Source organism: Kitasatospora sp. NPDC056273 (assembly GCF_042268845.1).
Lineage (GTDB): Bacteria > Actinomycetota > Actinomycetes > Streptomycetales > Streptomycetaceae > Kitasatospora.
The window spans coordinates 49,738-73,725 of the sequence record NZ_JBHJSJ010000024.1 but is presented as its reverse complement, the minus strand read 5'-3'; the positions used below and the strand labels follow the sequence as shown (position 1 = coordinate 73,725).

The following is a 23,988-nucleotide window of genomic DNA, read 5'->3' as shown; positions in this document are numbered from 1 at the left end:
GTAGGCTGGGGGCGCACCCGAACCGGCGGTTGCGAGGACCGACTCCGCGCGCCGCCCGTCCGGGGGCCGCGAACAAGGGTGACGGTCCGTGAGGCGTTTACGGCCGCGGGGCGTTGACGGCCCTGGGGCGCGTGCGGGTGACCGCCCGGACGCCTCCGGCCGGTGGCGCCCGCGAACGAGTGAAGGAGGGGCATGCCGTCCGACCGAACCGCCCGTTGGGGCGCCCTGCCGCCCGCCGGGCCCCAGCGGACCCTCGCGGCCGCCCAGTTGGCCGCCGCCGTGGGCGACGGCGCGTACTACACCTGCTCCGCCCTCTACTTCACCCGCGTGGTCGGGATGTCCCCGACCGCCCTCGGGCTCGGCCTCACCCTCGCCTGGGCGCTCGGCTCCCTCGCCGGCGTCCCGCTCGGACACCTCGCCGACCAGCGGGGCCCGCGCCGCACCTCGATGGCGCTCGCGCTCGGCACGGCGGCCGTGGTCGCCGCCTTCCTGGTGATCCGCTCCTACCCGCTGTTCCTGCTCGCGGTCTGCCTCTACGCCACCGCGCAGTCCGGCCTGACCGCCGCCCGGCAGGCGCTGGTCGCCGCCCTGGTGCCGCCCGCGCAGCGGACCGCGCTGCTCGCCCACATCCAGTCGACCCTCAACGGCGGACTGGCCGTCGGCGCGGCGATCGGCGGCATCGCGCTCAGCGTCGGCACCCGCGCCGCCTACCTGGCCGCCTTCGCCGTCACCGCGCTCGGCTTCCTGATCGGCGCGCTGGTCCTGCGGCGGCTGCCCGAAGCCCCGCCCGCGACCGGGCCGTCGGACGCCGGGCCGCGCCTGGCCGTGCTGCGCGACCGCCGGTACGCCGCCGTCACCGCGGTCAACGCCGTCCTGCTGCTGCGGATGCCGCTGCTCAGCCTGATCATCCCGCTCTGGATCGCCGCGCGCGCCCCCGGGATCGGCTGGCTCGGCTCGGCGCTGTTCGTGCTCAACACCCTCGCGGTGCTGGCCTTCCAGGTCCGGGCGGCCCGCGGCATCACCGGACTGGAACCGGCCGCCCGGGCGGTCCGCTCCGCCGGGCTGCTGCTGCTCGGCTCCTGCGCCGTGTTCGGGCTGTCCGCGCTGGACGTGCCGGTCTGGGCGGTCGGCGCGCTGCTGGTCGCCGCCTCCGTCCTGCAGGTGGCCGGGGAGATGCGGCAGTCGGCCGGCAGCTGGCAGATCGCCTTCGACCTCGCCCCGCCCGGGCGGATCGGCCAGTACCAGGGCTTCTTCGGTACCGGCGTCGCCGTCGCCCGCACCCTCGGACCGCTGCTGCTCACCGCGCTGCTGCTGGAGGGGGGCCTGGCCGGCTGGCTGGTCCTGGGCGGGGTGTTCCTCGCGGCGGGGTACGCGATGGGGCCGGTCGCCCGCTGGGCGGCCCGGGACCGCGGTCACGCGGTGTCGCCGCCGGCGCCCCCGGTGGTGGCGGGAGCGGCGCCGGGGGCCTGACCGTACGGGACGGGAACCCCCAAGGCGGCCCGGGGAGCGTCCAACGGGACCGGGCCGGAAACCCGGTGGCCCCGGGCCGCCGCCCGCTGGCATGCTGGCCGCGTGGACCGACCCCAGATCCAGCTCGACTTCGCCCCCGAGCTGCACCTCTTCGTCTCCGCGCCCCGGCGGGCCGGCCGTACCGCGCTGCGCACCGACGGCGCCTCCACCCTCGGCCACGTCGTCGAGTCCCTGGGGGTGCCGCTCACCGAGGTCGGCGCCCTGCTGGTGGACGGCCGGGCGGTGCCCGACAGCCACGTCCCGGCCGACGGCGAGGAGATCACCGTCCGGGCCGTGGCCAGGCCGCAGCCCTCGCCCGTCCCGGCGCGCTTCCTGCTGGACGTCCACCTCGGCACCCTCGCCCGCCGGCTGCGCCTGCTCGGCGTGGACGCCGCGTACGAGAACCCCGACATCGGCGACGCCGCCCTGGCCGCCCGCTCGGCCGCCGAGCAGCGGATCATGCTCTCCCGCGACCGCGGCCTGCTGCGCCGCCGCGAACTGTGGGCCGGCGCCTACGTCTACAGCCACCGCCCCGCCGAGCAACTGCGCGACGTGCTCTCCCGCTTCGCGCCGCCGCTCGCCCCGTGGAGCCGCTGCACCGCCTGCAACGGCAGGCTGCACCCGGCCACCAAGACCTCGGTGCGCGAGCAGCTGCGGGACGGCACCGAGCGCTCGTACGACGCCTTCGCCCAGTGCGAGGACTGCGGCCAGGCCTACTGGCGCGGCGCCCACCACGCCCGGCTGGAGGCGATCGTCGCCGAGGCGGTGCGCGACTTCGGGCCAGGCCGGGCGGGCGGACCGGGCCAGGAGCCCGGGCCGGTCGGGGAGTTCGGGGAGGTCCACGGGTCCGGGGAGGGCCAGGGCCGGATCGGGGTCGTCTCAGGGTAGCGCGCTCTGGCGGACGGCCCGGCGCCCGTGGTCCCATCGGCGGTGGGGGACGAGACCACGCTACTCACTCGCAGGAGAGAGGCCAGGTCGTCGTATGAGTACTCAGCCAGGGCAACAGCCCTTCCGCACCACGGACACGGGGGACACGGACACCGCGGTGGTGACCATCCCGGTCGGGGCCGAGGCACGCCCGGAGGAAGACCCCTGGAAGGCGACCGTCCGATGAGGCGGGGAGTGCTGCGCCGCCCGCTGGCGGCGCTGGTCGCCGCCGCGGCCGTGCTCGGGCTCTCGGTCGCCCCGGCGGCCGCCGCCGGGAGCGCCGGGCCCGTCGAGCCGCATCTGCGGTCGCGCTACGTGACCATGCCGGACGGGGTCCGCCTCGCCGTCGACGTCTACCTGCCCGAGGGCACCCGGGCCGGCGCCGACCTGCCCACCGTCCTGGTCACCCAGCGCTACTGGCGGGCCAGGGTCAAGGCCGGCCAACCCGGCGGCACCAGTGGCGAGGCCGAGCGGTGGACCGCCCGCGGCTACGCCTACGTGGTCGCCGACCTGCGCGGCACCGGCGCCTCCTTCGGCACCCTCACCTCCGAACTCGGCGCCGACGTGACCGCCGACAGCGGCCCGCTCAGCGACTGGATCGCCGCCCAGCCCTGGTCCAACGGCCGGATCGGCACCACCGGCATCTCCTACGGCGGCGACACCGCGATGCTCGCCATCTCCCTCGGCAACCACCACATCACCGCCGCCGCCCCGATCTCCTACGACTTTGACCCCTACGAGGACCTGGTGCGCCCCGGCGGCCTGCTCATCGAACCCCGGGTCGCCCCGTACGCGCTGCTGCTGCGCATCCTCGACCAGGCCGGTGGAACCACCTGCGAGACGGACGAGGACACCCGGCAGCTCTGCGCGCGCATCGGCCTCACCGGCCTCCAGCCCCGGCCGGTCGACGGGCCCGACGGCCCCGCCCTGCTCGCCGCCGCGCGCGCCGAGCACGCGAACAACGCCAACCTGGTCGAGATGGCGCACTCCGGCGTCCACCGCGACTACCGGGACGGGCCGAAGAGCTGGACGGTCGGCAGCGTCGGCGAGCGGACCGACGCCGTCGAGGCCGGCGGGGTGCCGGTCCTGACCAGGGCCGGCTGGCTCGACGCGGGCACCGCCAACGGGGTGCTCTCCCAGTTCACCGGCCTGTCCAACACCCAGGACGACTGGATCGGCCCGTGGAACCACGGCGCCGGCTGGTTCGCCGACCCGTTCCAGCCCGCCCGCCCGCTCACTGGGCAGGAGCACCAGGAGAACGACCAGCGGGTGCTCGACTTCTTCGACCGCTACGTCCGCGGCGACGCCCGCCCCGACGGCACCCGGCGGGTGCACTACTACACCTTCAACGAGGGCGTCTGGCGCACCACCACCCGCTGGCCGGTGCCCGGCACCCGCACCCGGCGGTTCGACCTCGGCGCGGGCCGCTCGCTCACCGACCACCCGCCCACGGGCCGTTCGTCCGTCGACGGGGCGGACGACCGCCGCGGCGGCTCCGACCAGCTGCTCCTCGACCCGACCGCGGGCACCGGCCCGCTGGACCGCTGGAACACCAACCTCAGCGGCGACGAGGTCAGTTACCCCGACCGCGCCGCCGTCGACGCCAAGCTGCTCGGCTACACCACCGCACCGCTGGGCGCCGACACCCGGGTCACCGGCAACGGCAAGGTCACCCTCGACGTCACCGGCCTGGCGGGCTCGGCCCGCGGCGCCCTGCACGTCTACCTGGAGGACGTCGCGCCGGACGGCCGGGTCACCTATCTGACGGAGGGTCAACTCTCGCTGGCCGACCGGGCGGTGGCGGACCGCTCGGACAATCCCGACTGGCGCCGGCTGCGCACGCCGCGCAGCTACGCGGCCGAGGACGCCGAGGACTTCCCGCAGGGCCGCGCGCAGCGCGTCACCATCGACCTCCAGCCCGTCTCGGTGCTGTTCCGGGCCGGTGAGCGGATCCGGCTGACCGTCGCGGCCGCCAACCCCGACTCCTTCCAGCTGCTCCCGGCCGACGGGAAGGCGGGCTACCGGATCGGCTGGGGCGGCGACCGCGGCTCGGCGCTGGAGCTGCCCGTCGTGCGCTGAGGGGTGCGACGCGGGGCACCCGGTCTCGGCCGGGTGCCCCGCGTCGGCACCTCACCTCACGTCGTGTCGCGCCGGGTCACGCGTCCACGACCTCCAGGCCGTACGCGGTCACGGCCTGCCGCAGCCCGCCCGGGTACCCGGCGAGCGCCGGGGTGAACTCCCAGTCCCCGGAGGGCTCGCGGTCGAACCGGCCGAGCCGCATCGCGGTGTTGGTCTCCGCGCCGTCCGCCAGGTGCACCACGGCCGCGTCCTGTCCGGCGCCGGCCTCCAGGATCAGCGCGGGCCCGGCGAACCCGCCCATGGTGGCCCCGGGGTGGTTCTCGGTGTCCGCGGCGGCGATGACCACCAGCCGGTCGACGTCGGCGGGCAGCGCGTCGAAGTCGACCATCAGGCAGGCGTTCGCGTCGCCGTAGCCGGTCACCAGCCGCACCGAACCGTCCGGCGTGGAGCCGTTGTTGTAGAACACCAGGTGGTCGTCGGAGAGCGCCACGTTGCCCCGGCAGACCAGGGCGGCGATGTCGTACTCCTCCTCCCCGGTCCAGTGCAGGAGCAGCCGGGAGGGCTCGGCGGCCACCTCGATCGCGGGCAGTCCGTCCAGGGCGCCGGCCTCGGCGGAGGCCTCGTCCTGGACGGCCGCGAAGACCTCGTGGAAGCCGTGGTGCTTGAGCAGACCGACCAGCTCGGAGCCGTTCAGCAGGGTGATCGGCTTGCCCGCGACGAACTGGTGCGAGCTGGGGCCGAACCTGCTGGTGGTGACCAGGACGGCCTTGGTCGCGGCCTGGTCGTGGCGCAGCGTCCCGTACAGGTCCCGCACCGCGGTGGGCGCCACCGTGTCCCGGTACCGCTTCACCTGCACGATGACGTTGCCGCCGCGGAACGGGTCGGGGTCGATGCCGCGGACGTCCACCCCGCCGTCCCGGGACCGGGCGGTGAGCTCGACCTTCATGCCCATCGCCTCCATCAGCCGGGCGATGAGGCCTTCGAACTCGACCGGGTCCATCGCCAGCAGGAGCTGGAGTTCGCGGACGCGCCTGGCCATCCGGCCGCGGTTGGCGTTGGTGTCGTCGCGGAGGTGACGGAAGAGCGCGCGCTGGGCGCGGCGTTCGTCGGCGTCGGGGTTGCTGAGGCGGTGGAGCTTCCGGCTCCGGGACATGGGCGTGCCCCCTCTTGCATGGTGACGGCTGTTGCAGGCGTCACCGTAGAGGAATCGTGGACGAAGAATTGTCGGGCCGTCACTTCCGCCGCACAATCGAGACCTGGCGCACGGGCACCGGCGTGCGCACGGGCCTCGGGCGGCGCGGGGGCGGCTCGACGGCGGGGGTGCTTCCGGTGGCCGTCCGGACGGCGGACAATCCCCCCAGGAGCCGAGGAGGAGGCCAGCGGTGGAGTTCGAGGTCATGATCGAGACCCCGCAGGGGTCGCGGAACAAGTACGTGATGGACTTCGTGGCGGGCCGGATCCGGCTGGACCGCACCCTCTTCACGGCCACCGCCTACCCCGCCGACTACGGCTACGTCGAGGGCACTCTCGGCGGCGACGGCGAGCCGCTGGACGCCCTGGTGCTCGGCGGCGAGCCGGCCGTCCCCGGCTGCGTGCTCACCTGCCGGGCGGTGGGCGTGTGGGTGATGCGCGACGAACGCGGCCCGGACCAGAAGGTGCTCTGCGTCCCGGCCCACGACCCGCGCTACGCCGACCTGCGGGACATCGGCGACCTGCGCGAGTTCGACCTGCTGGAGATCACCCACTTCTTCCAGGTGTACAAGGACCTGGAGCGCGGCAAGTCCGTCGAGGGCTCGCACTGGGCGGGCCGCGACGCCGCCTACGCGGAGATCGCCGAGTCGCGGGCCCGCGCGGCGGGCACCCGCTTCGCCGACCCGGCGTAGCGGGCGCCCCCCGGGCGGCCCCGGACCGTCCCCGGGGCGTGCCCGGACGGTCCGTCAGAGCCTGGCGGCGCTCAGGATCGCGCGGACCTCGTCGCCGATCGCGGCCTCGTTCTGCTCGAACTCGGGTGCGGTGAGCCGCTCCGGGTCGGCCGGCAGGCCGTTCAGGACCGGGGTGTGCAGATGGCCGCCGGGGAGGTCCGGGGCGAGGAGCAGGCGCAGCCGGTTGGAGCGGTAGGCGACCTCGTTGGAGAGGTACCCGCCGCCGCCACCGGAGACCGCGCGGGAGCCGGGGGTGGGGCCGTCCGGCCGGAAGACCGGCCCGGTGCCGCCCGCCGGGATCTCGGTGACGAAGGTGTTGAGCAGCACCGGGAAGGGCTGCTGGACGGCCCGCATGGCGTCGGTCGGCAGGGTGGTTCGGACGAACTGCGGCCCGGGGGCCAGCCCCGGGGCGTCCACCGGGTGCTGGGAGGTGCCGCCGGAGAGCGCGGCGACGTTGTCGGTGGCCGGGTCGGCGGAGCGGGCGCGCCCGGCCCACTCCTCCAGGGTGAACTTGCCCGGGTAGCCCTGGCTGATGCTGGTGATCAGGTCGGCGGACTGCCGGCCCGGCCGCAGGTGCGGGGTGAAGGCGCGCTCCACGATGCCCTTGTCGAAGTCCCCGTAGCGCACCGGCAGGACGACCGCCCGGACCTCGGCGGCGCTGCCGTCGGCGAGGGTGATCCGCTGCCCGTGCAGTTGCAGGACGGCGGACCCGGAGGGGTTGGCGCGGCGCGCCTCGGCGTCCAGGCCGAACGGGTCGAAGCCGCTGACGAAGATCCGCCGGACGCCGGGGGCGGCGCTGAAACCGTCGTCCAGGCCGCGCGAGGCGTCCTCGAAACGGGCCCGCAGCGCGGCGTGGTCGACGTCGAACCGGGGCTGCCAGCGGGCGAGCTGGACGGTCATGGCGAGCCTGGTCCAGTACAGCGGGCGGTCGTCCCGGGCGGGCAGTTCGCCGCTCGGCCGCCGGCCCTGGGCGCGGTCCACGCCCGCCTGCCAGAGCGTCCGGCCCCAGGTGTCGGCCACCCGCTCGGCCTGCCGGGCGTTGCGGGCGGCGCACAGCGCGGAGGGGAAGCCGCCGAGCAGCTCGCCCAGGCCGGAGCGCTCGGTGAAGCCGGCCGTGCGGGCGTCCTGGAGGCGGGCCTGCTCGGCGTCCAGCGGCACCGTGGCGGAGGTGCGGCAGCCGGCCGGGGCGGCCTGGGCGGCGGCCGGGGCCAGCAGGGCGACGAGGGTTCCGGCGAGCGCGGCGGCCAGTCCGGCGGTGCGGCGTAGACATGTCATGTGCGCTGACAATAGGTCCGGACCTGACGGCCCGCCAGAGTGCCGACACGGCGCGCCGTACGCCGGTCCGGGGGCCGCCGGACCGGCCCGCCCGGTACCGGGAGGCGCCGCCGGGGGCCCCTCGGGCGGCGTTCCGCCGCTGGTGGGACGGCGTTCCGGCCCGGACGGAAAGCCGGCGGTTCGACCGGGAACCGCCGCGAGTTCTACAGCGTTGTCGTGGTCGAACAGCGGTACTCGTACGGTGGTGGAGGAAGTTCCATGAGCGTGGCCCTGACGAAGGGTGGCAACGTCTCCCTGGGCAAGCAGGCCCCCGGGGTGCGGGTGGTGCGGGTGGGCCTGGGCTGGACGGCCGGTGACGGGTACGACCTGGACGCCAGCGCGCTGCTCTGCGGGGCGGACGGGAAGGTCGCCTCGGACCAGCACTTCGTCTTCTTCAACAACCTGCGGAGCCCGGACGGCTCGGTCCGCCACCTGGGCGGGGCCGGCGGCGGCGCCGACCGCGAGCAGGTCGAGGTCCGGCTCGCGGAGGTCCCCGCCGGGGTGGAGAAGGTCGTCTTCGCGGTGGCGATCTACGACGCGGCGCAGCGGCGGCAGTCCTTCGGGCAGGTCCGCGGCGCCCACATCCGGGTCGTCGACCCGGACAGCGGCACCGAGGTGGCCCGGTACGACGTGGCGTCGGAGGCCGGCAGCGAGACGGCGATGGTGTTCGGCGAGCTGTACCGGCACGGCGCGGACTGGAAGTTCCGGGCGGTCGGGCAGGGGTACGCCGACGGGCTCGCGGGCATCGCCACCGACTTCGGGGTGGACGTCCTGCAGCCGGCGCCCGCCGCCGCCCCGCCCGCCCCGGTGAAGCCGCCGGTCGCGCCGCCCGCCCCGCCCGTGGCTCCGCCCGCCGCGCCGCCGGCGCCGGTCGCGGCCCCGGTGCCGGCCGTGCTGCCCGCCGCCGCGCCCGCCGTTCCGATGACCCAGCAAGGACCAGGGAGTTACCCCGTGACGTGTTTCTTCGACCCCTCGCACGGCGCCGGCACCACGGCGGTGTACTGGTCGCCGCAGTGGGGCGTGCCGCGCCAGATCGAGGCCTGCGTGGCCTGCGCCCAGCGGGTGCAGACCAACGTCCCGCCGTTCTACACCCCGGCGCAGGCGGGCTACCCGCAGCCGGTCCAGCAGGGCCAGCCGCCGCAGGTGCCCGGCCAGCAGGCCCAGGGCGGACGGCGCTTCGGCACCGGCGCGCTGATCGGCGCCGGCGCGGCCGGCCTGGTCGGCGGTGCGCTGCTGAACGAGGCCTTCGACGACGACCCGCAGGTGGTCGTCAACAACTACTACGAGGACGACGGCTTCTTCTAAACCGTCTTCTGAACCGTCAGGTCACGGTCGCGCCGAGGGCCGCCGGGGGAGCCCCCCGGCGGCCCTCGCCGTCGGTCGGATGATGTCGGAGCGTCGTTCCGGCCTTCCAGGGCCCTCGCCGCGCCCGGCGGCCGCACAACGCTTCGGCGCTGTGCGGCCGTTCGCGTTCCTAGTCGTCCCCGCGCCGGTACGCCCCGGCGCGGGCCGCCGCCTCGGCGGCCTCCGCCGCGCGGTCCGCGGCCGCCTCGTCCAGCGGCTCGGCGGTGGTGAGCATCCGGTAGTAGAGCGGTGCCGAGACCGCCCGGACGACCTCGAACCCGTCGGTGTCCGGCGGGAGTTCGCCGCGCTCGACGGCCGCGGCGACGCACGGCGCCCACTCCTCGACCCGGCGCCGGTAGAAGTGCCGCAGGGCCTCGGCCGCGTCCGGGTCGCAGGTCGCCGCCACGATGACGGCGCGGAACAGCGCGCCCTGCCGGGGGTCGGCCAGGGTGCGCTGGACGAGCCGGGCGTTGGCCCGGAGGTCCCCGGCGAGGGAGCCGCTGTCGGTGCGCGGCAGCGACTGCTCGGCCATGTCCGCGAGCAGGTCGGCGACCAGCGCGGTGGTGCTGCCCCAGCGGCGGTAGAGGGTGGTGCGGCCGACCTCGGCCCGCTGGGCGATGTCGCCGAGGTCGAGGCCGCTGAAGCCGCGCTCGACCAGGGCGTCCTCGGCGGCGCGCAGGACGGCGGCGCGGACCCGGGCGGTCCGGCCGCCGGGGCGGACCGTGCCGGGCGTGGAGGGCTCGACGGCCATTAACGGGATTCCTGTTCCATTAGACGGGTGGGCTCTGCTAGGTTCAGAGCATCCTAACGGAACAGCGGTCCCATTAGGGGCTTCGAGGGGAGAAATCCGCCATGACCATCGCCACCGACATGGAGTACCGCCGGCTCGGCGCGTCCGGACTCAAGGTGCCCGCGCTCAGCCTCGGCACCGGCACCTTCGGCGGGCGCGGCCCGCTGTTCGGCGCCTGGGGCACCACCGACGTCCAGGAGGCCCGCCGGCTCCTCGACATCTCCATCGATGCCGGAGTCACCCTCTTCGACACCGCCGACGTCTACTCCGACGGCGCCTCCGAGGAGGTGCTCGGCCAGGCGGTCCGAGGCCGCCGCGACCAGGTGCTGATCTCCACCAAGGCCGGACTGCCCACCGGCGACGGCCCGCAGGACGCCGGCACCTCCCGCGCCCGGTTGGTCCGGAGCGTCGACGACGCGCTGCGCCGCCTCGGCACCGACTACCTGGACCTGTTCCAGCTGCACGCCTACGACGCCGGCACCCCGATCGAGGAGGTGCTCGCCACCCTGGAGGACCTGGTCCGGGCCGGCAAGATCCGCTACACCGGCGTCTCCAACTTCTCCGGCTGGCAGCTGATGAAGTCCCTCGCCCTCGCCGACCGGCACGGCCGCCCCCGGTACGCCGCCCACCAGGTCTACTACTCGCTCGTCGGCCGCGACTACGAGTGGGAACTGATGCCGCTCGCACAGGAGGAAGGCGTCGGCGCCCTGGTCTGGAGCCCGCTCGGCTGGGGCCGGCTCACGGGGAAGATCCGCCGCGGGCAGCCGCTCCCGGACGGCAGCCGGCTGCACGACACCGCCGACTACGGCCCGCCGGTGGAGGACGAGCTGCTGTACCGGGTGGTCGACGCGCTGATCGAGGTCGCCGCCGAGACCGAACGCACCGTCCCCCAGGTGGCGATCAACTGGCTGCTGCGCCGTCCGACCGTCTCCTCGGTCATCATCGGCGCCCGCAACGAGGAGCAGCTGCGCCAGAACCTCGGCGCGGTCGGCTGGTCCCTGACGGAGGAGCAGGTGGCCCGGCTGGACGCGGCGAGCGCCCGCACCGCGCCGTACCCGTACTTCCCGTACCGGCGGCAGGAGGCGTTCGCCCGGCTCAACCCGCCCCTGGCGGGCTGAGGCGCGCAGGGGGCGTGGCGATCAGCGGAGGCCCGAGCGGCGTGGGCCCCGGCCCGGGAGATGTCCGGGCCGGGGCCGGACCGGCTGTCGCGGGGCGGCGGTCGGCCCCGTGCCGGTGGACTCCGCGTCGGCGCCGCTACCGCTACCGCTGGTGCCAGGCGGCGAGGAGTTCGGCCTCCCGCTCGGGGTCGAGGGTGCCCGGCACGCGCTCGAACGGCTGGATGTCGCGGGCGCTGTCGGCCACCGGCCGGAGGGCGAGGCCGGTGGCGAGGGCGGCTGCCGGGTCGGCGGTGCTGGTGGCGCGGCTCTCCGGGTCGGCGGGCCAGAGCGGGAGGGCGCGCTCCTGGACGCCGGCGGCCCGGAGGAAGTCCTCGTCCACCCAGGTGAGGGTGGTGCCGGGCGGGGCGACCGCCGTGGCGACGGCGTCGAGCAGGTCGCCGATGCCGAACGGCGGGGGAGTGGCGGCGTGGTAGGCGCCGGAGGCGCCCCGCTCCAGCAGGGCGAGCATCCAGGCGGCGAGGTCGCGGACGTCGACCACCTGGAGCGGCGCGTCCGGCCGGCCCGGGGCGAGCACCTCGCCGCCCCGGGTGAGGCGCTCCACCCAGTAGTCGAAGCGGTGGGTGTAGTCGCGGGGGCCGATCACGTACGTCGGGCGGACCAGCAGGGTCTCCGGGCCGAAGGCCTGCCGGGCGGCGCGCTCGCACTGGACCTTGAGGACGCCGTAGGTCCCGGCGGTGATCTCCTCGGCCTCGGGGCCGTCGGCGGGGAGCAGGGCGGAGTCCTCGGCGTAGCCCGGGGCGGCCGGGACGTCGTACACCGAGAGCGAGGAGACCAGCAGGTAGCGCCCGGCGGCGCCGGGGTCGAGGGCGGCCGCCAACTCCCGTACCTGGCGCGGGTAGTAGGCGCAGAGGTCGACGGTGGCGTCCCAGTGCCGGCCGCGCAGCGCGGACAGGTCGGCGTCGCGGTCGGCGATCAGGTGGGTGGCGTCCGGGAGGAGTCCGGCGCCGGAGCGGCCCCGGTGTACCACCGTGACCTCGTGCCCGGCGGCCAGTGCCGCCTCGGCGAAGTGGAATCCGATGAAGCGGGTGCCGCCGATGACCAGAATGCGCATTCGGACATCGTGCCAGTCCGCCCCGGGGCGGGGCCAGCCGGTGGCCGGTTGTTGCCCAAGTTGTGGGTGGGGTGGGTGAGTCGGGGCCCGGTGTGGACGGTTCCGGGGGGAAGAGTGTTCGACGGTCAACGGTGCGGTACGGTGACGGCCGGGGGCGGCGGGCCTCAGCAGGCGGATCGGCGCTGGTCAACGGCTCGACGGCCGGGGCCGGATGAGCAGCCGTGACGGCCTCGTAACGTCTGATCTCCTGTCAAAGTTCCTTGTTTCCCGGCGAACTTGTGTGAAGTCCCTTTAAGCTCCCGTTAACAATGGCGGCTTTCCGCCACTCGCGAACTCGCTCCCGAGGTCGGGCGGCAGGCCCAACTGGATGATGAGAGCAGGGATGACGACGACAAATGATCGAACCGTCGGTGCCGCGCGCGGCTCCGGCGGGCGGCGGACGGGTCCACCCGGCCGCCGCGCCGCGGGCCTTCGCACCGCGGGCGGCGCGGTGACGCTGGCCGTACTGGCCGGTTCCTGGTCCCTGGCGGCGGCCCCGCCGGCCTTCCCCCAGACCGGCGACGGCACGGTGGCGGTCCACGTGATCCGGGCCGTGGACACCGACGGTGTGTGGACGCCCGGGCTGGAATCGGGCATGGCGGGCGTGAAGGTGACGCTCACCGACGAGGCCGGGGTCGCCATCGAGGGCACCACGGCGGCGGACGGCACGGTGACGCTGGCGCCGGCCGCGAGCAAGCTGACCGGCGGCAAGTACCGCGTCCAGGTGGTGAACCCGAAGCCGGGCGTGCTCTACCCGGCCTTCGCCTCCCGCGACGGTCTGGACGGCGGGCCGAACAAGCTGAGCTCCAACGAGGAGTTCGTCGACCTCTCCGGCGGCAAGAAGGTGGAGATCACCACGGGGCTCTGGAGCCCGGGTGACTACTGCCAGAAGAACGCGCCGCTGGTGTCGACCTGTCAGAACCCGCCCCAGGACGGGGCCGCCCAGCACACGCTGGTGTCCTTCCCGTACGAGTCCCGGGGTACGGCCGGCACCGGCTTCACCCTGACCGACGTGGCCACGGCCGGGCAGACCGGCAACCTGTACGGCATCGCCTGGAACAAGGCCGACAAGCGGGTGTTCTCCTCGGCCCAGGCCAAGCGGACCACCGCCTACGGCCCCGGCGGCCCCGGCGGGATCTACGTCACCGACTGGGCGACGAAGAAGACCACGCTGTTCGCCACCGTCCCGGACGCGGGCACCACCCCGCACGGCCCGGGCAACGACGACGGCTTCCTGGCCCCGGTGGGCAAGGAGAGCCTCGGCGGCATCAAGATCACCGACGACGGCAAGGACCTCTTCGTCGTCAACCTGAACGACCGCAAGCTCTACCGCTACGACGCCACCGCGGCGACGGCGGCCGCGCCCAAGGCCGCCTACGCCATCCCGGACCCGGGCTGCCCGGCGCCGGGGGACTGGCGTCCGTACGGCCTCGGCATCCAGGACGGCACCGGCTTCCTCGGCGGCGTCTGCTCGGGCGAGTCCACCGGCAAGGCCACGGACCTGCGCGCCGTGGTGCTGCCGTTCGACCTGTCCACCGGCGCGTTCAAGCCGGCCGTGCTGAACCAGCCGCTCGACTACCCGCGCGGCACCACGGTCGGCGGCCCGTGCCCGGGCACCGCCTGGTTCCCGTGGCAGGACACCTTCCCGACCACCCAGAACGGCCAGGCCTGCGGGGCCAACTACCTGGCCAACCCCGAGCCGGCGGTCGCCGAGATCGCCTTCGAGACCGACGGTTCGATGCTGCTCGCCTTCCGGGACCGCTTCGGCGACCAGTCGGCGGCCAGCCCGACGGGCAGCGCGATGTCCAAGGTCCTGCCCGGCGGCGACCTCCTCAAGGCCTGCCCGGAGAACGGCACGTACGTGCTGGACACCAACCTGGGCTGCGGGTCCAAGGCCCGGGGCCAGCGGTTCTTCGACAACGCCCGGATCGGCCACAACAACCCGGCCAACGCCGGGATGGCGTTCTCGAAGGTCGAGGACTCCATCGTGACCTCGGGCTACGACAGCGACAGCCAGGCCTTCGGTTACGGCAGCGCCTTCCAGAAGCGCGACGGCAAGGCGGACGGCGGCGTGCGGCTCAACACGGGCCCGGGCATCCCGCCGTTCGGCAAGGGCGCCGCGATGGGCGACCTGGAGGTGCTCTGCGACCAGGCACCGCTCCAGATCGGCAACCGGGTCTGGTACGACCCCGAGCGCAGCGGCCTCCAACTGCCGGGCCAGAAGCCGGTTCCGGGTGCCACCGTCCACCTGTACGACGAGTCGGGGAAGCTCGTCGGCACCACCAAGACGACCAAGCGCGGCGAGTACTACTTCGACGACAGCAACGTCGACGGCGGCCTCAAGCCGAGGACCAAGTACACGATCAAGCTGGACAACCCGGCGGACTACGCCAAGGACGGCCCCCTCTTCCAGTGGGTGCCGACCGACCACGACGTCGGTGACAACCACTTCATCGACTCCAAGGGCATCGTTCCGAAGGACGGCAGGTTCCCGGAGCGGGCGCTGACCACCGGCGGCCCCGGCGAGAACGACCACACCTACGACTTCGGCTTCCGGCTCCAGGAGGGCGCGCTGCGCCTGGTCAAGCACGACCAGGACGGCAAGCCGCTGGCCGGCGCCAAGTTCCAGCTGTGGCACGAGACCAACGGGACCGACGGGCTCCAGCCGACCGGCGACAAGCCCGACACCAAGGTCGGTGAGCCCTGCACGACCGGCGCCGACGGCATCTGCCAGGGCACCGGCGTGCCGGGGACGTACTACTGGCAGGAGCTGAGCCCGCCGGACGGCTACGCGGCGCCGGAGGTCACCGTCTTCGGCCCGCTGAAGCTGACCTCGGCGAACCTCGACGCCGGTGTGGAGGTGACGGCCGTCAACAAGCTGATCCCGACGCCGACACCGACGCCCACCCCGACCGAGACGCCGACCCCGGCGCCGACGACGGCGGCCCCGGTGCCGCCGGCCCCGGCACCCCCGGCGTCCGGGCACCTGCCCAACACCGGTGCGGGTGAAGGGATGCCGATCGTGTTGACCAGCGCGGCGGCGCTGATCGCCCTCGGCACCGCCACGGTGCTGGTGGCCCGCAGGCGCAAGGCCGCCCAGCGCGGCTAGGTGCGTGCCCCGGCGTCGGCCCGCAGACGCGAGTTCGACGACAGGCCCTAAGCCCCGGACGGGGTGTTCGTACCGGGCCCGGTGCGGGGAGACCGGCACCGGGCCCGAATCGGGCGGGTTCGTGGGACCGTTGGTCCCCGGGCCCGCCCGACTGTCGTGTCCGACCGAGGAGAGGGAGCGGCTGCATGCCCCGCAAGACGAAGGCCGACGGCCGCGGGCCCCGGCGGTCCCACTGGCTCAAGGCCCTGATCGCGATCGTGGTGTGCGGCGCCGCGGCGGGCGGCGTGGCCGTCTACCGGACGGTCTCCGACGAGGCCGTCGAACGCCCGGTGACCACCGACGAGGCCGGCCGGCTCGCCCTGTCGCGGCTGAACCTCTACCAGGCGAGCCCGGTGGCGGTGACGCTCACCGCCGAGGAGGGCGGGGGCGTCACCATCCGGGTCGACGGGGTCGTCGACTACCGCAACCACCGGGGGGTCGGCCGCTACCGGACCACCGGCGCGAGCGGGGCGCTGGACCACGGCCTGATCGTCTGGGACACCGGCGGCCTCGGGCTGGCCCCCGACCAGGCCGGCACCGCCCCCGCCACCGACGCCCCGGCCTGGGAGCAGGCCGAGCGCATCCCGCGCCAGGGCTGGTCGCCGCGCACCTACACGGCGGATCCGCTGGACGCCGGACTGAACCTGCTGGTCCAGCTCGGCGCGGACCGCCCCGACAACCCGCTGCTGCTCGCCCAGTCCGGGGCCCGCTGGCTGGGCCGGGACCGGATCGACGGCAAGGGCTACGACCGCTTCGCCGGTCCGCGCGCCCAGGGGGCCGCGCCCGACGGTGCCCGTTCGCCGCTGACCTACTGGGTCGACGGCGACGGCGGGCTGCGCCGGGTGACGATGCGGATGCCGGGGCTGGGCACCCCCACCACCGTCGAACTCGCCGGACGGCAGCCGGACGCCAAGCTGCCCGAGGCCCCGTGGCTCACCGGCTGACCGGCGCACCGGTCGGTCGGCTGACCGGTTGACCGGGCGACCAGGCCGGCCCGGTACGGCCGGAAGCCGCAGGACAGGGCGGTCAGCCGTACAAAAATCGTTGGTGAGGCAGCAATAGCTTCATCATCTTCCGTTCACCCGGACCCGGCTGCCAGCATCGGCGCACCGTCACCGCCCGAGGGAGTAGCCGATGAACCGCCCCCGTTCCCTGCGCTGTCTGGCCGCACTGTCCCTGGTCGTCCTGGCCGCCACCGCCTGCGGGCGCTCCGACCAGGGCGGCTCCCCGGCCGCCGGCGCGGCCCAGGCCGCGCAGAACGCCGGGAAGAGCGCCGCCGAGCTGCTCCCGGCGAAGAACAAGCAGAGCGGCGTGCTCAGAGTCGCCACCTCCGTCGGCTACCCGCCGATGGAGATGTACAAGCCCGGCACCACCGAGCTGACCGGGGTCGACCCGGACCTCGCCGCCGCCGTCGCCGGGAGGCTCGGCCTGAAGCTGGAGCTCGCCAACTCCTCCTTCGACGGCCTGATCCCCGGCCTCCAGGCCGGCCGCTACGACCTGGTGATGTCCTCCATGACGGACAGCGCCCAGCGCCGCCAGGCCGTCGACTTCGTCGACTACTTCCGCACCGGCGGCGTGATCATGACGAAGAAGGGCAACCCCGAGGGCATCAAGTCCCTGGAGGACCTCTGCGGCAAGAAGGTGGTCCTCGCCAAGGGCAGCTCCAACCTGGAGATCGGCGAGCAGCAGAACGCCAAGTGCGCCACCAGGATGGCGATCTCGCAGAGCGAGGACGCCCCGACCGGGCTGCTCCAGCTGGACAGCGAGCGGGCCGTGGCCACGATCGTGGACTACCCGGTGGCGCAGATGTTCGTGCAGAACAGCGGCTCCTACGAGGTGCTGCCGGACCAGTACGGGACGGCGCCCTGGGGCATCGCGGTGGCGAAGAAGGACTCCGGGCTGCGCGACGCGGTGCAGAAGGCGCTCCAGGAGCTGATCGAGAGCGGCGAGTACCGCAAGGTGCTGGACGCCTACCAGGTCGGCGGCAGCGCGGTGGAGCGCGCCACCGTCAACGCGGCGCAGTGAGAACGGCGGCACCGACGAGATGAGCACCGACATGAGAGACCCCGCGATGCCCGCACCGGCCGGCCGAGTCCCGACCGCCGAGGCGGCGGCCGACGACGACCTGGCCTTCGAGGTCACCGGCCGGCCCCGCCCGGCGCGCTGGTTCGCCGTGCTGGCGGCGGCCTTCGTCGCCGTCTGGCTGGCCTGGACGATCATCGTCAACCCCAACCTGCACTGGGACATCGTCGCCCGGTACCAGTTCGACGGCGTGATCCTGGAAGGGCTCTGGGTGACGGTCCAACTCACCCTGATCTCCCAGGTGGTGGGCATCGTCATCGGCGTGGTGGTCGCGGTGATGCAGCTGTCCGACAGCCCGGTGCTGCGGACCACCGCCGGGGCGTACACCTGGTTCTTCCGCGGCACCCCGCTGCTGGTCCAGCTGATCTTCTGGTTCAACCTGGCGCTGCTCTTCCCGGAGATCAGCATCGGCATCCCGTTCGACGGGCCCAAGCTGGTCAGCTGGCAGTCCAACACCCTGATCACCGGCTTCGTGGCGGCACTGCTCGGCCTGTCGATCAACGAGGGCGCCTACATGTCCGAGATCGTCCGGGCCGGCATCCAGAGCGTCGACCCCGGGCAGCGCGAGGCCGGCGCCTCGCTCGGCATGTCCAACCGGCAGATCCTCACCCGGGTGGTGCTGCCGCAGGCGATGCGGGTGATCATCCCGCCGTTCGGCAACCAGTTCATCTCGATGCTGAAGACCACCTCGCTGGTCTCCGTCATCGCCGGCGCCGACCTGATGACCGTCTCCCAGCACCTCTACCTCGCCAACTTCGAGGTGATAGCGCTGCTGATCGTCGCGTCCCTCTGGTACCTGGTGCTCACCACCATCGCGAGCGTCGCCCAGCACGCGGTGGAGCGGAAGTTCAACCCGGCCGGCGCTCCGCCGGCCCTGCACCGCCGGGTGCTGGCCAACCTGCGGCCGGGGCGCGGCGCAGCACAGAAGCGCGTGAAGAAGGGGGAGGGCAAGTGACGGGTACGGATCCGGCGAAGCCGACCGCCGAGGTGGTCCTGTCGGCCCGGAAGGTGCGCAAGCACTTCGGGGAGCTGGAGGTGCTGCGCGGCATCGACCTGGAGGTCCGGGCGGGGGAGGTGCTCTGCGTGATCGGCCCCTCCGGCTCCGGCAAGTCCACCCTGCTGCGCTGCTTCAACCACCTGGAGAAGATCGACGCCGGGCGGATCGAGGTGGACGGCGAGCTGGTCGGCTACGAGCCGCACGGCGCCTCCGGCAGCAGGCTGCGCGAGCGCCGGCCGCGCGACATCCGCCACCAGCGCGAGCGGATCGGCATGGTCTTCCAGCGCTTCCACCTCTTCCCGCACCGCACCGCGCTGCAGAACGTGATGGAGGGCCCGATCGCGGTCAAGGGGCGCCCGCGCCAGGAGGCCGAGCGCCGGGCCCGCGAGCTGCTCGCCCGGGTCGGCCTGGCCGACCGCGCCGACCACTACCCGGCCCAGCTCTCCGGCGGCCAGCAGCAGCGGGTGGCGATCGCCCGGGCGCTGGCCATGGAACCGACCCTGATGCTCTTCGACGAGCCCACCTCCGCGCTCGACCCGGAGCTGGTCGGCGAGGTGCTCGGCGTGATGCGCGACCTCGCCCGCAGCGGCATGACGATGATCGTCGTCACCCACGAGATGGGCTTCGCCCGCGAGGTCGCCGACCGGGTCGTCTTCATGGACGAGGGCGCCGTCGTGGAGGCCGGCAGCCCGGCCGAGGTGTTCACCGCCCCGCGGCACGACCGCACCCGGGCCTTCCTCTCGACGGTGCTCTGATGGGAGCGACAGGACTGATGGGAGCGGACGTGACCACGACCCCGGTCGACCTGCTGCTGCGCGGCGGCACCCTGGTGGACGGCACCGGGGCGCCCGGCCGCGCGGCCGACCTCGCCGTCGCGGGGGGCCGGGTCACCGTCCTGCCGCCGGGCACCGCGGTGGCCGCGGCCGAGACGCTGGACGTCACCGGACGGGTCGTCACTCCCGGCTTCATCGACGTCCACACCCACTCGGACGCGCTCGCCGCCCCCTTCGGCGGCGGCACCCACACCGACGGCGACGCCCTGGACGAACTGCGGCTCGCCCCGCTGCTCCAAGGCGTCACCACCGAGATCAGCGGCAACTGCGGGATCAGCCTGTTCCCCGCCCTGCCCGAGCGGCTGCCCGAACTGGCCGGGCACCTGCGGGTCTCCTTCGGCCTCGGGCCGGTGCTGCCCGCCGAGGACTTCGACGCCTTCGCGGCCGGCCAGCGGCCCGAACTGCGCCGCAACCACATCGCCTCGCTGGTCGGCCACGGCACGCTGCGCGCCGGGGTGATGGGCTTCGAGGACCGCCCGCCCACCCCCGAGGAGCTGGCCGCCATGTGCGACCTGCTCGACCGGGCGCTGGCCCAGGGCGCGGCCGGCCTCTCCACCGGCCTGATCTACCCGCCCGGCGTCTACGCGGACACCGAGGAGATCGTGGCCCTGGCCAAGGTCGCCGCGCGGCACGGCAAGCCGTACGTGACGCACCTGCGCGACGAGATGTCCCAGGTGGAGAAGGCCCTGGAGGAGGCGCTGGAGATCGCGGTGCGCTCCGGCGCGGCGCTCCAGGTCTCCCACCACAAGACCGCCGGGCGGCACGCCTGGGGCGCCACCCTGCGCACCCTGCCGCGCCTGGAACAGGCCCGCGCCGACGGCGTGGACGTGCTCTGCGACGTCTACCCGTACACCGCCGGCAGCACCGTGCTGCACGCGATGCTGCCGCCGTGGACCAGCGAGGGCGGGCCGGCCGCCCTGCTGGAGCGGCTGCGCAGCAAGGAGGTGCGGGACCGGATCCGGGCGGACATCGCGAACGGCGTCGAGGGCTGGGAGAACACCGTCGGCAACGGCGGCTGGGACCTGATCTCGGTGGCCGCCGCGCCCGCCCGCCGTACCGCCGAGGGCCGCCGGATCGCCGACCTGGCCGCCGAGCGCGGCGCCGACCCGGTCGACTACGTGAGCGACCTGCTGCTGGAGGCGCAGGGCGAGGTGACCATCATCAGCCACTCGATGCGCGAGGACGACGTCCGCCGGGTGCTGGCCAGCCCGCTGTCCATGATCGGCTCGGACGGCGTGCCCAAACCCGGCCGCCCGCACCCCCGTTGGGCGGGCAGCTTCGCCCGGGTCCTCGGCCACTACGGGCGCGAGCAGGGCCTGCTGCCGCTGGAGCTCGCGGTGCACAAGATGACCGGCCTGCCCGCCGGGCGGTTCCGGCTGGCCGGGCGCGGGGTGGTCCGGGACGGCGCCGTCGCCGACCTGGTGGTGCTGGACCCGGCGGCCGTCCTGGACGGCGCGACCTTCGAGCGGCCGCTGCTGGCGCCGGCGGGCGTGGAGACCGTCGTGGTGGCCGGCCGGGTCGCGGTGCGCGGCGGCCGGCCGACCGCGAGCCGGGCCGGAGAGGTGGTGCGGGTCCGATGAGCCTCGCCCAGGTGGCCGCCGCCGCGCGCAGCTCGGCGGCGCTCCCGCTGACCCTCGCGGTGGCCGCCGTCGACGTGGACGGCGGCGAAGCGGTCGGGGTGGACGACACCGTCGTGCTGCCCGTCGCCAGCGCCTCCAAGCTGCTGCTGCTCGCCGAGGTCGCCCGGCGGCTGGACAACGGGGAACTGGCGGCCGGGCAGCCGGCCGCGATCCTCCCCGAGGACGTCACCGGCGGCACCGGCCTGCTCGGCCGGCTCAGCCGCCCCGGCTGGACGGTGGAGGACCTGGCCTGGCTGACCGCCGCGGTCAGCGACAACACCGCCACCAACGCCCTGCTGCGGCTGGTCGGCCTGCCGGCCACCGCGCGGCTGGCCCACGACCTCGGGCTCGAGCGGCTCACCCTGCACGACCGGGTGCGCGACGAGCGCGGGCCGGACGTCCCGCCGGTCTTCGCCACCGGCACCGCCCGCGACCTGGCCCGCCTGGTGGCCCTCGCGGTCCGGGGCACCATGGCCACCCCGGGGGCCTCGGCCCGGCTGCTCGGCTGGATGCGCGCCAACACCGACCACGGCCTGGTGCCCGCGCTGATCGACCACGACCCGTACGCCCCCGGCTTCCCCGAACCGCTGCCCGGCCGCCTGCTGGTGGCCAACAAGACCGGTACGGACACCGGGGTGCGGGCCGACGCGGGCGTCATCGTGGGCGCCCGGCGGGTGGCCTACGCGGTCGTCGCGCACTGGGACGTGGCGCTCGGGCCCAGCACCGAGCGGGCCGCCGTGCACGCCATCCGGGACGTCGGCGGCGCCCTCGCGGCCTGGGCGCAGCGGCCGGCCTGACGGGCTCCGGGCCGGGGAGGTCAGGGCCGGGCATGGTCCGGGCCGGGGGACGTCCGGGCCGGGGAGGTCAGGCCCAGCGCATGTCGAGCAGCGACCTGATCTCCCCGGCCGCCGCGCCGAGTTCGGCGAGGAAGGACCGCAGCACCGGGTTGCGGTTGGTGGTCCGGGTGGCCACCCCGATCCGGCGGTGCAGCTGCGGGTGGTCCAGCCGGCAGACGTGCACCCCGGCGCTGTCGGCCAGGCCGAGCGCCGGGATCAGCGCGACGCCCATGCCGGCCCGCGCGAGGTTGATGGTCACCTGGTAGTGGTCGCTGCGGCAGCGCACCCGGGGGCGGAACCCCTCGGCCGCGCAGGCGCGTTCGAGCACCGGCTCGCCGGTGCTGCCGCCGTGGGTGCCGATCCAGCTCTCGCCCTCCAGCTCGGCCAGCCGCACCAGCGAGCGCCGCCCGAGCCGGTGCCGCAGCGGCACCACGACCAGCTGCGGCTCCTCGAAGTACATCCGCACGTCCACCGCCGCCTGGCGGCACCACGGGTCCAGCGGGTGCTCGAAGACGACGGCCGCGTCCAGCCGGCCGGCCTCCAGGTCCGGGACCAGCTCGTGCGGCTGGCCCATGATCAGCTCCAGCTCCACCTGCGGGTTCGCGGCGGAGAACGCGGCCAGCGCCCGGGGCAGCAGGTCCAGCCCGGCGGAGGCGAAGAAGCCGATCCGCAGCACCCCGGCCGCGCCCTCGGCGTGCGCCCGCAGGTCGTCCTGGGCGACGGCCATCAGATCGGCGATCGCCTGGGCGTGCTCGGCCAGCCGGACACCCGCGGGCGTCAGGCGCAGGGACTGCGGAGCCCGTTCCACCAGCGCGACACCCAGCTCCTGCTCCAGGCGGGCGAGCTGGTGCGAGATGGCGGACGGGCTCAGGTGCAGGGCCTGCGCCGCGGCCACGATGGTGCCCCGGCGGGCGATCTCCAGGAGGACGTGCAGTCGGGCGCTGTTCAGCATCGGCCCAGGTTAGACGGCATGCGACCGCTGCGCAGCCACCGGTTCCCCGAGGCCGTCGCCGGCGGCCACGTCCAGCCGGAGCAGGTCGTGCTCGGTCTCCCGGCGCACCACCAGGCGGGCCTCGCCGTTGCGGACGAAGACCACGGCGGGCCGCGGCAGCTTGTTGTAGTTGGACGCCATGGCGTAGCCGTAGGCGCCGGTCACCGGGGTGGCCAGCAGGTCGCCGACCCGCAGGTCGGCGGGGAGCGCGGCGTCGTCGATGATCACGTCGCCGCTCTCGCAGTGCTTGCCGACCAGCCGGGCGTGCCCCGGCCGGGGCGCCTCGGGGCAGCGCGGCAGGAAGGCCTCGTAGCGGGCGCCGTACAGCGCCGGGCGCAGGTTGTCGCTCATCCCGCCGTCCACGCTGACGTACGTGCGCACGCCCTCGATCCGCTTGACGGTGCCGACCCGGTACAGCGTCAGCCCGGCCCGGGCGGCGATCGAGCGGCCGGGCTCGACGCCCACCTCGCCGCTCCAGCCCGCGCCGCGCACCGCCGCGCGGACCCGCTCGGCCCAGACCGCGAAGGAGGGGGCGCTCTGCCCGCTCAGGTAGGCCACGCCCAGGCCGCCGCCGACGGTCAGCCGGCGCAGTCCGTGCTCCACCGCGAACCGGGCCACCGCGGCGGCGCCGTCGGCCAGCTCGGCCGGGTCCAGCACCTGGGAGCCGACGTGGGCGTGGACGCCCTCCAGCCGTACGGCGGCGGAGCCCCGGGCGCGGCGCACCGCGGCCGCGGCGGCGCCGTCGGCCAGGCCGAAGCCGAACTTGGAGTCGTGGCCGCCGGTCTGGATGGCCTGGTGGGCGCCGGCCGCGACCCCGGGCGCCACCCGCAGCTGGACCCGGGCCGGGGGCAGGCCCTCCTCGCGGTGCAGCCGCTCGATCCGGTCCAGCTCGTCGAAGCTGTCCACCACGATGTGGCGCAGGCCGACGGTCAGCGCCGTGCGCAGCTCGGCCTCGTCCTTGTTGTTGCCGTGCAGCACGATCCGGTCCGGGTCGACCCCGGCGTACAGCGCGGTGCGCAGCTCGCCGCCGGAGGCGACGTCCAGCAGCAGGCCCTCCTCGGTGGCGAGGCGGGCCATCGCGGTGCAGAGGAAGGCCTTGGAGGCGTAGGCGACGTTGCCCCGGCCGAAGGCGGCCACCGCCTCCCGGCAGCGTCGGCGCAGGTGCTCCTCGTCGTAGACGAACAGCGGCGTGCCGTACCGGCGGGCCGCCTCGTCCAGGAGCACGCCGCCGACGGCCAGGCCCTCGGGGCGGAATTCGGCGGTGAGCGGCAGCAGGCCCGGGTCGACGGGCGGCAGGGCCGGGTCGAGGGGCGGCAGGGCTGGGGACAC

The 23,988-nt window shown here is 74.9% G+C and carries 18 protein-coding genes and 1 pseudogene; 13 read left to right on the top strand and 6 right to left on the bottom strand.

From position 1 onward, the window contains the following. The first annotated feature begins 192 nt into the window (after positions 1-192). From ACFCY1_RS22285 to ACFCY1_RS22275, 3 genes are all read left to right on the top strand, one after another. The gene (locus tag ACFCY1_RS22285) at positions 193-1,470 is read left to right on the top strand and encodes an MFS transporter (RefSeq protein ID WP_074005760.1); all 1,278 of its coding nucleotides are present in this window, start codon (positions 193-195) and stop codon (positions 1,468-1,470) included. 102 nt (positions 1,471-1,572) lie between these two features. After that, positions 1,573-2,397, top strand: a complete 825-nt coding sequence (locus tag ACFCY1_RS22280; RefSeq protein ID WP_082345763.1) for a Mut7-C RNAse domain-containing protein — start codon at positions 1,573-1,575, stop codon at positions 2,395-2,397. A 222-nt stretch (positions 2,398-2,619) separates the two neighbouring features. Then, positions 2,620-4,515, top strand: a complete 1,896-nt coding sequence (locus tag ACFCY1_RS22275) for a CocE/NonD family hydrolase (protein ID WP_375875721.1) — start codon at positions 2,620-2,622, stop codon at positions 4,513-4,515. A 76-nt stretch (positions 4,516-4,591) separates the two neighbouring features. On the opposite strand, the gene ACFCY1_RS22270 is transcribed toward ACFCY1_RS22275, so the two are convergent. Continuing rightward, on the bottom strand, positions 4,592-5,668 hold the full coding sequence (locus tag ACFCY1_RS22270; RefSeq protein WP_049652136.1) for a restriction endonuclease: 1,077 nt from the start codon (positions 5,666-5,668) through the stop codon (positions 4,592-4,594). A gap of 229 nt (positions 5,669-5,897) precedes the next feature. On the opposite strand from ACFCY1_RS22270, the gene ACFCY1_RS22265 reads away from it, so the two are divergent. Then, the gene (locus ACFCY1_RS22265; protein ID WP_049652137.1) at positions 5,898-6,398 is read left to right on the top strand and encodes an inorganic diphosphatase; all 501 of its coding nucleotides are present in this window, start codon (positions 5,898-5,900) and stop codon (positions 6,396-6,398) included. A 54-nt stretch (positions 6,399-6,452) separates the two neighbouring features. On the opposite strand, the gene ACFCY1_RS22260 is transcribed toward ACFCY1_RS22265, so the two are convergent. Next, entirely contained in the window at positions 6,453-7,712 is a 1,260-nt protein-coding gene (locus ACFCY1_RS22260; RefSeq protein WP_375875720.1) for a pyroglutamyl peptidase, read from the bottom strand. Positions 7,713-7,970: 258 nt separating this feature from the next. On the opposite strand from ACFCY1_RS22260, the pseudogene ACFCY1_RS22255 reads away from it, so the two are divergent. Then, positions 7,971-8,522 (top strand): annotated as a pseudogene (locus tag ACFCY1_RS22255) (TerD family protein); the annotation flags it as partial. A 703-nt stretch (positions 8,523-9,225) separates the two neighbouring features. On the opposite strand, the gene ACFCY1_RS22250 reads toward ACFCY1_RS22255, so the two are convergent. Further along, entirely contained in the window at positions 9,226-9,846 is a 621-nt protein-coding gene (locus ACFCY1_RS22250) for a TetR/AcrR family transcriptional regulator (protein WP_375875719.1), read from the bottom strand. Between the two features lie 119 nt (positions 9,847-9,965). On the opposite strand from ACFCY1_RS22250, the gene ACFCY1_RS22245 reads away from it, so the two are divergent. After that, positions 9,966-11,003 carry an aldo/keto reductase gene (locus tag ACFCY1_RS22245; protein WP_049654646.1) on the top strand — a complete coding sequence of 346 codons (1,038 nt, stop codon included), beginning with the start codon at positions 9,966-9,968 and terminating at the stop codon, positions 11,001-11,003. A gap of 142 nt (positions 11,004-11,145) precedes the next feature. Here the strand turns inward: ACFCY1_RS22245 and ACFCY1_RS22240 are convergent, their stop codons facing one another. After that, entirely contained in the window at positions 11,146-12,114 is a 969-nt protein-coding gene (locus tag ACFCY1_RS22240; RefSeq protein WP_375875718.1) for an NAD-dependent epimerase/dehydratase family protein, read from the bottom strand. Between the two features lie 490 nt (positions 12,115-12,604). Here ACFCY1_RS22240 and ACFCY1_RS22235 point away from each other — a divergent pair, with 490 nt between their 5' ends. The 7 genes from ACFCY1_RS22235 (at position 12,605) to ACFCY1_RS22205 (ending at position 21,629) form a co-directional block, all read left to right on the top strand. Then, on the top strand, positions 12,605-15,262 hold the full coding sequence (locus tag ACFCY1_RS22235) for an SdrD B-like domain-containing protein (RefSeq protein ID WP_375875717.1): 2,658 nt from the start codon (positions 12,605-12,607) through the stop codon (positions 15,260-15,262). 185 nt (positions 15,263-15,447) lie between these two features. Continuing rightward, the gene (locus tag ACFCY1_RS22230; protein ID WP_049654642.1) at positions 15,448-16,245 is read left to right on the top strand and encodes a hypothetical protein; all 798 of its coding nucleotides are present in this window, start codon (positions 15,448-15,450) and stop codon (positions 16,243-16,245) included. A 190-nt stretch (positions 16,246-16,435) separates the two neighbouring features. Continuing rightward, positions 16,436-17,326 carry an ABC transporter substrate-binding protein gene (locus tag ACFCY1_RS22225; RefSeq protein WP_375875716.1) on the top strand — a complete coding sequence of 297 codons (891 nt, stop codon included), beginning with the start codon at positions 16,436-16,438 and terminating at the stop codon, positions 17,324-17,326. A 31-nt stretch (positions 17,327-17,357) separates the two neighbouring features. Next, positions 17,358-18,338, top strand: coding sequence for an amino acid ABC transporter permease (locus tag ACFCY1_RS22220; protein ID WP_259316988.1), 981 nt, complete (start codon positions 17,358-17,360; stop codon positions 18,336-18,338). Continuing rightward, the gene (locus tag ACFCY1_RS22215) at positions 18,335-19,135 is read left to right on the top strand and encodes an amino acid ABC transporter ATP-binding protein (protein WP_107418955.1); all 801 of its coding nucleotides are present in this window, start codon (positions 18,335-18,337) and stop codon (positions 19,133-19,135) included. The genes ACFCY1_RS22220 and ACFCY1_RS22215 overlap by 4 nt, the downstream gene beginning before the upstream one ends. Positions 19,136-19,164: 29 nt before the next feature. Next, entirely contained in the window at positions 19,165-20,793 is a 1,629-nt protein-coding gene (locus tag ACFCY1_RS22210; RefSeq protein WP_375875715.1) for an amidohydrolase family protein, read from the top strand. After that, positions 20,790-21,629, top strand: coding sequence for a serine hydrolase (locus ACFCY1_RS22205; RefSeq protein ID WP_053112553.1), 840 nt, complete (start codon positions 20,790-20,792; stop codon positions 21,627-21,629). The genes ACFCY1_RS22210 and ACFCY1_RS22205 overlap by 4 nt, the downstream gene beginning before the upstream one ends. Positions 21,630-21,696: 67 nt before the next feature. Here the strand turns inward: ACFCY1_RS22205 and ACFCY1_RS22200 are convergent, their stop codons facing one another. Next, the gene (locus ACFCY1_RS22200; protein WP_049660390.1) at positions 21,697-22,620 is read right to left on the bottom strand and encodes a LysR family transcriptional regulator; all 924 of its coding nucleotides are present in this window, start codon (positions 22,618-22,620) and stop codon (positions 21,697-21,699) included. Positions 22,621-22,629: 9 nt separating this feature from the next. Beyond that, the gene (gene lysA / locus ACFCY1_RS22195; RefSeq protein ID WP_375875714.1) at positions 22,630-23,988 is read right to left on the bottom strand and encodes a diaminopimelate decarboxylase; all 1,359 of its coding nucleotides are present in this window, start codon (positions 23,986-23,988) and stop codon (positions 22,630-22,632) included.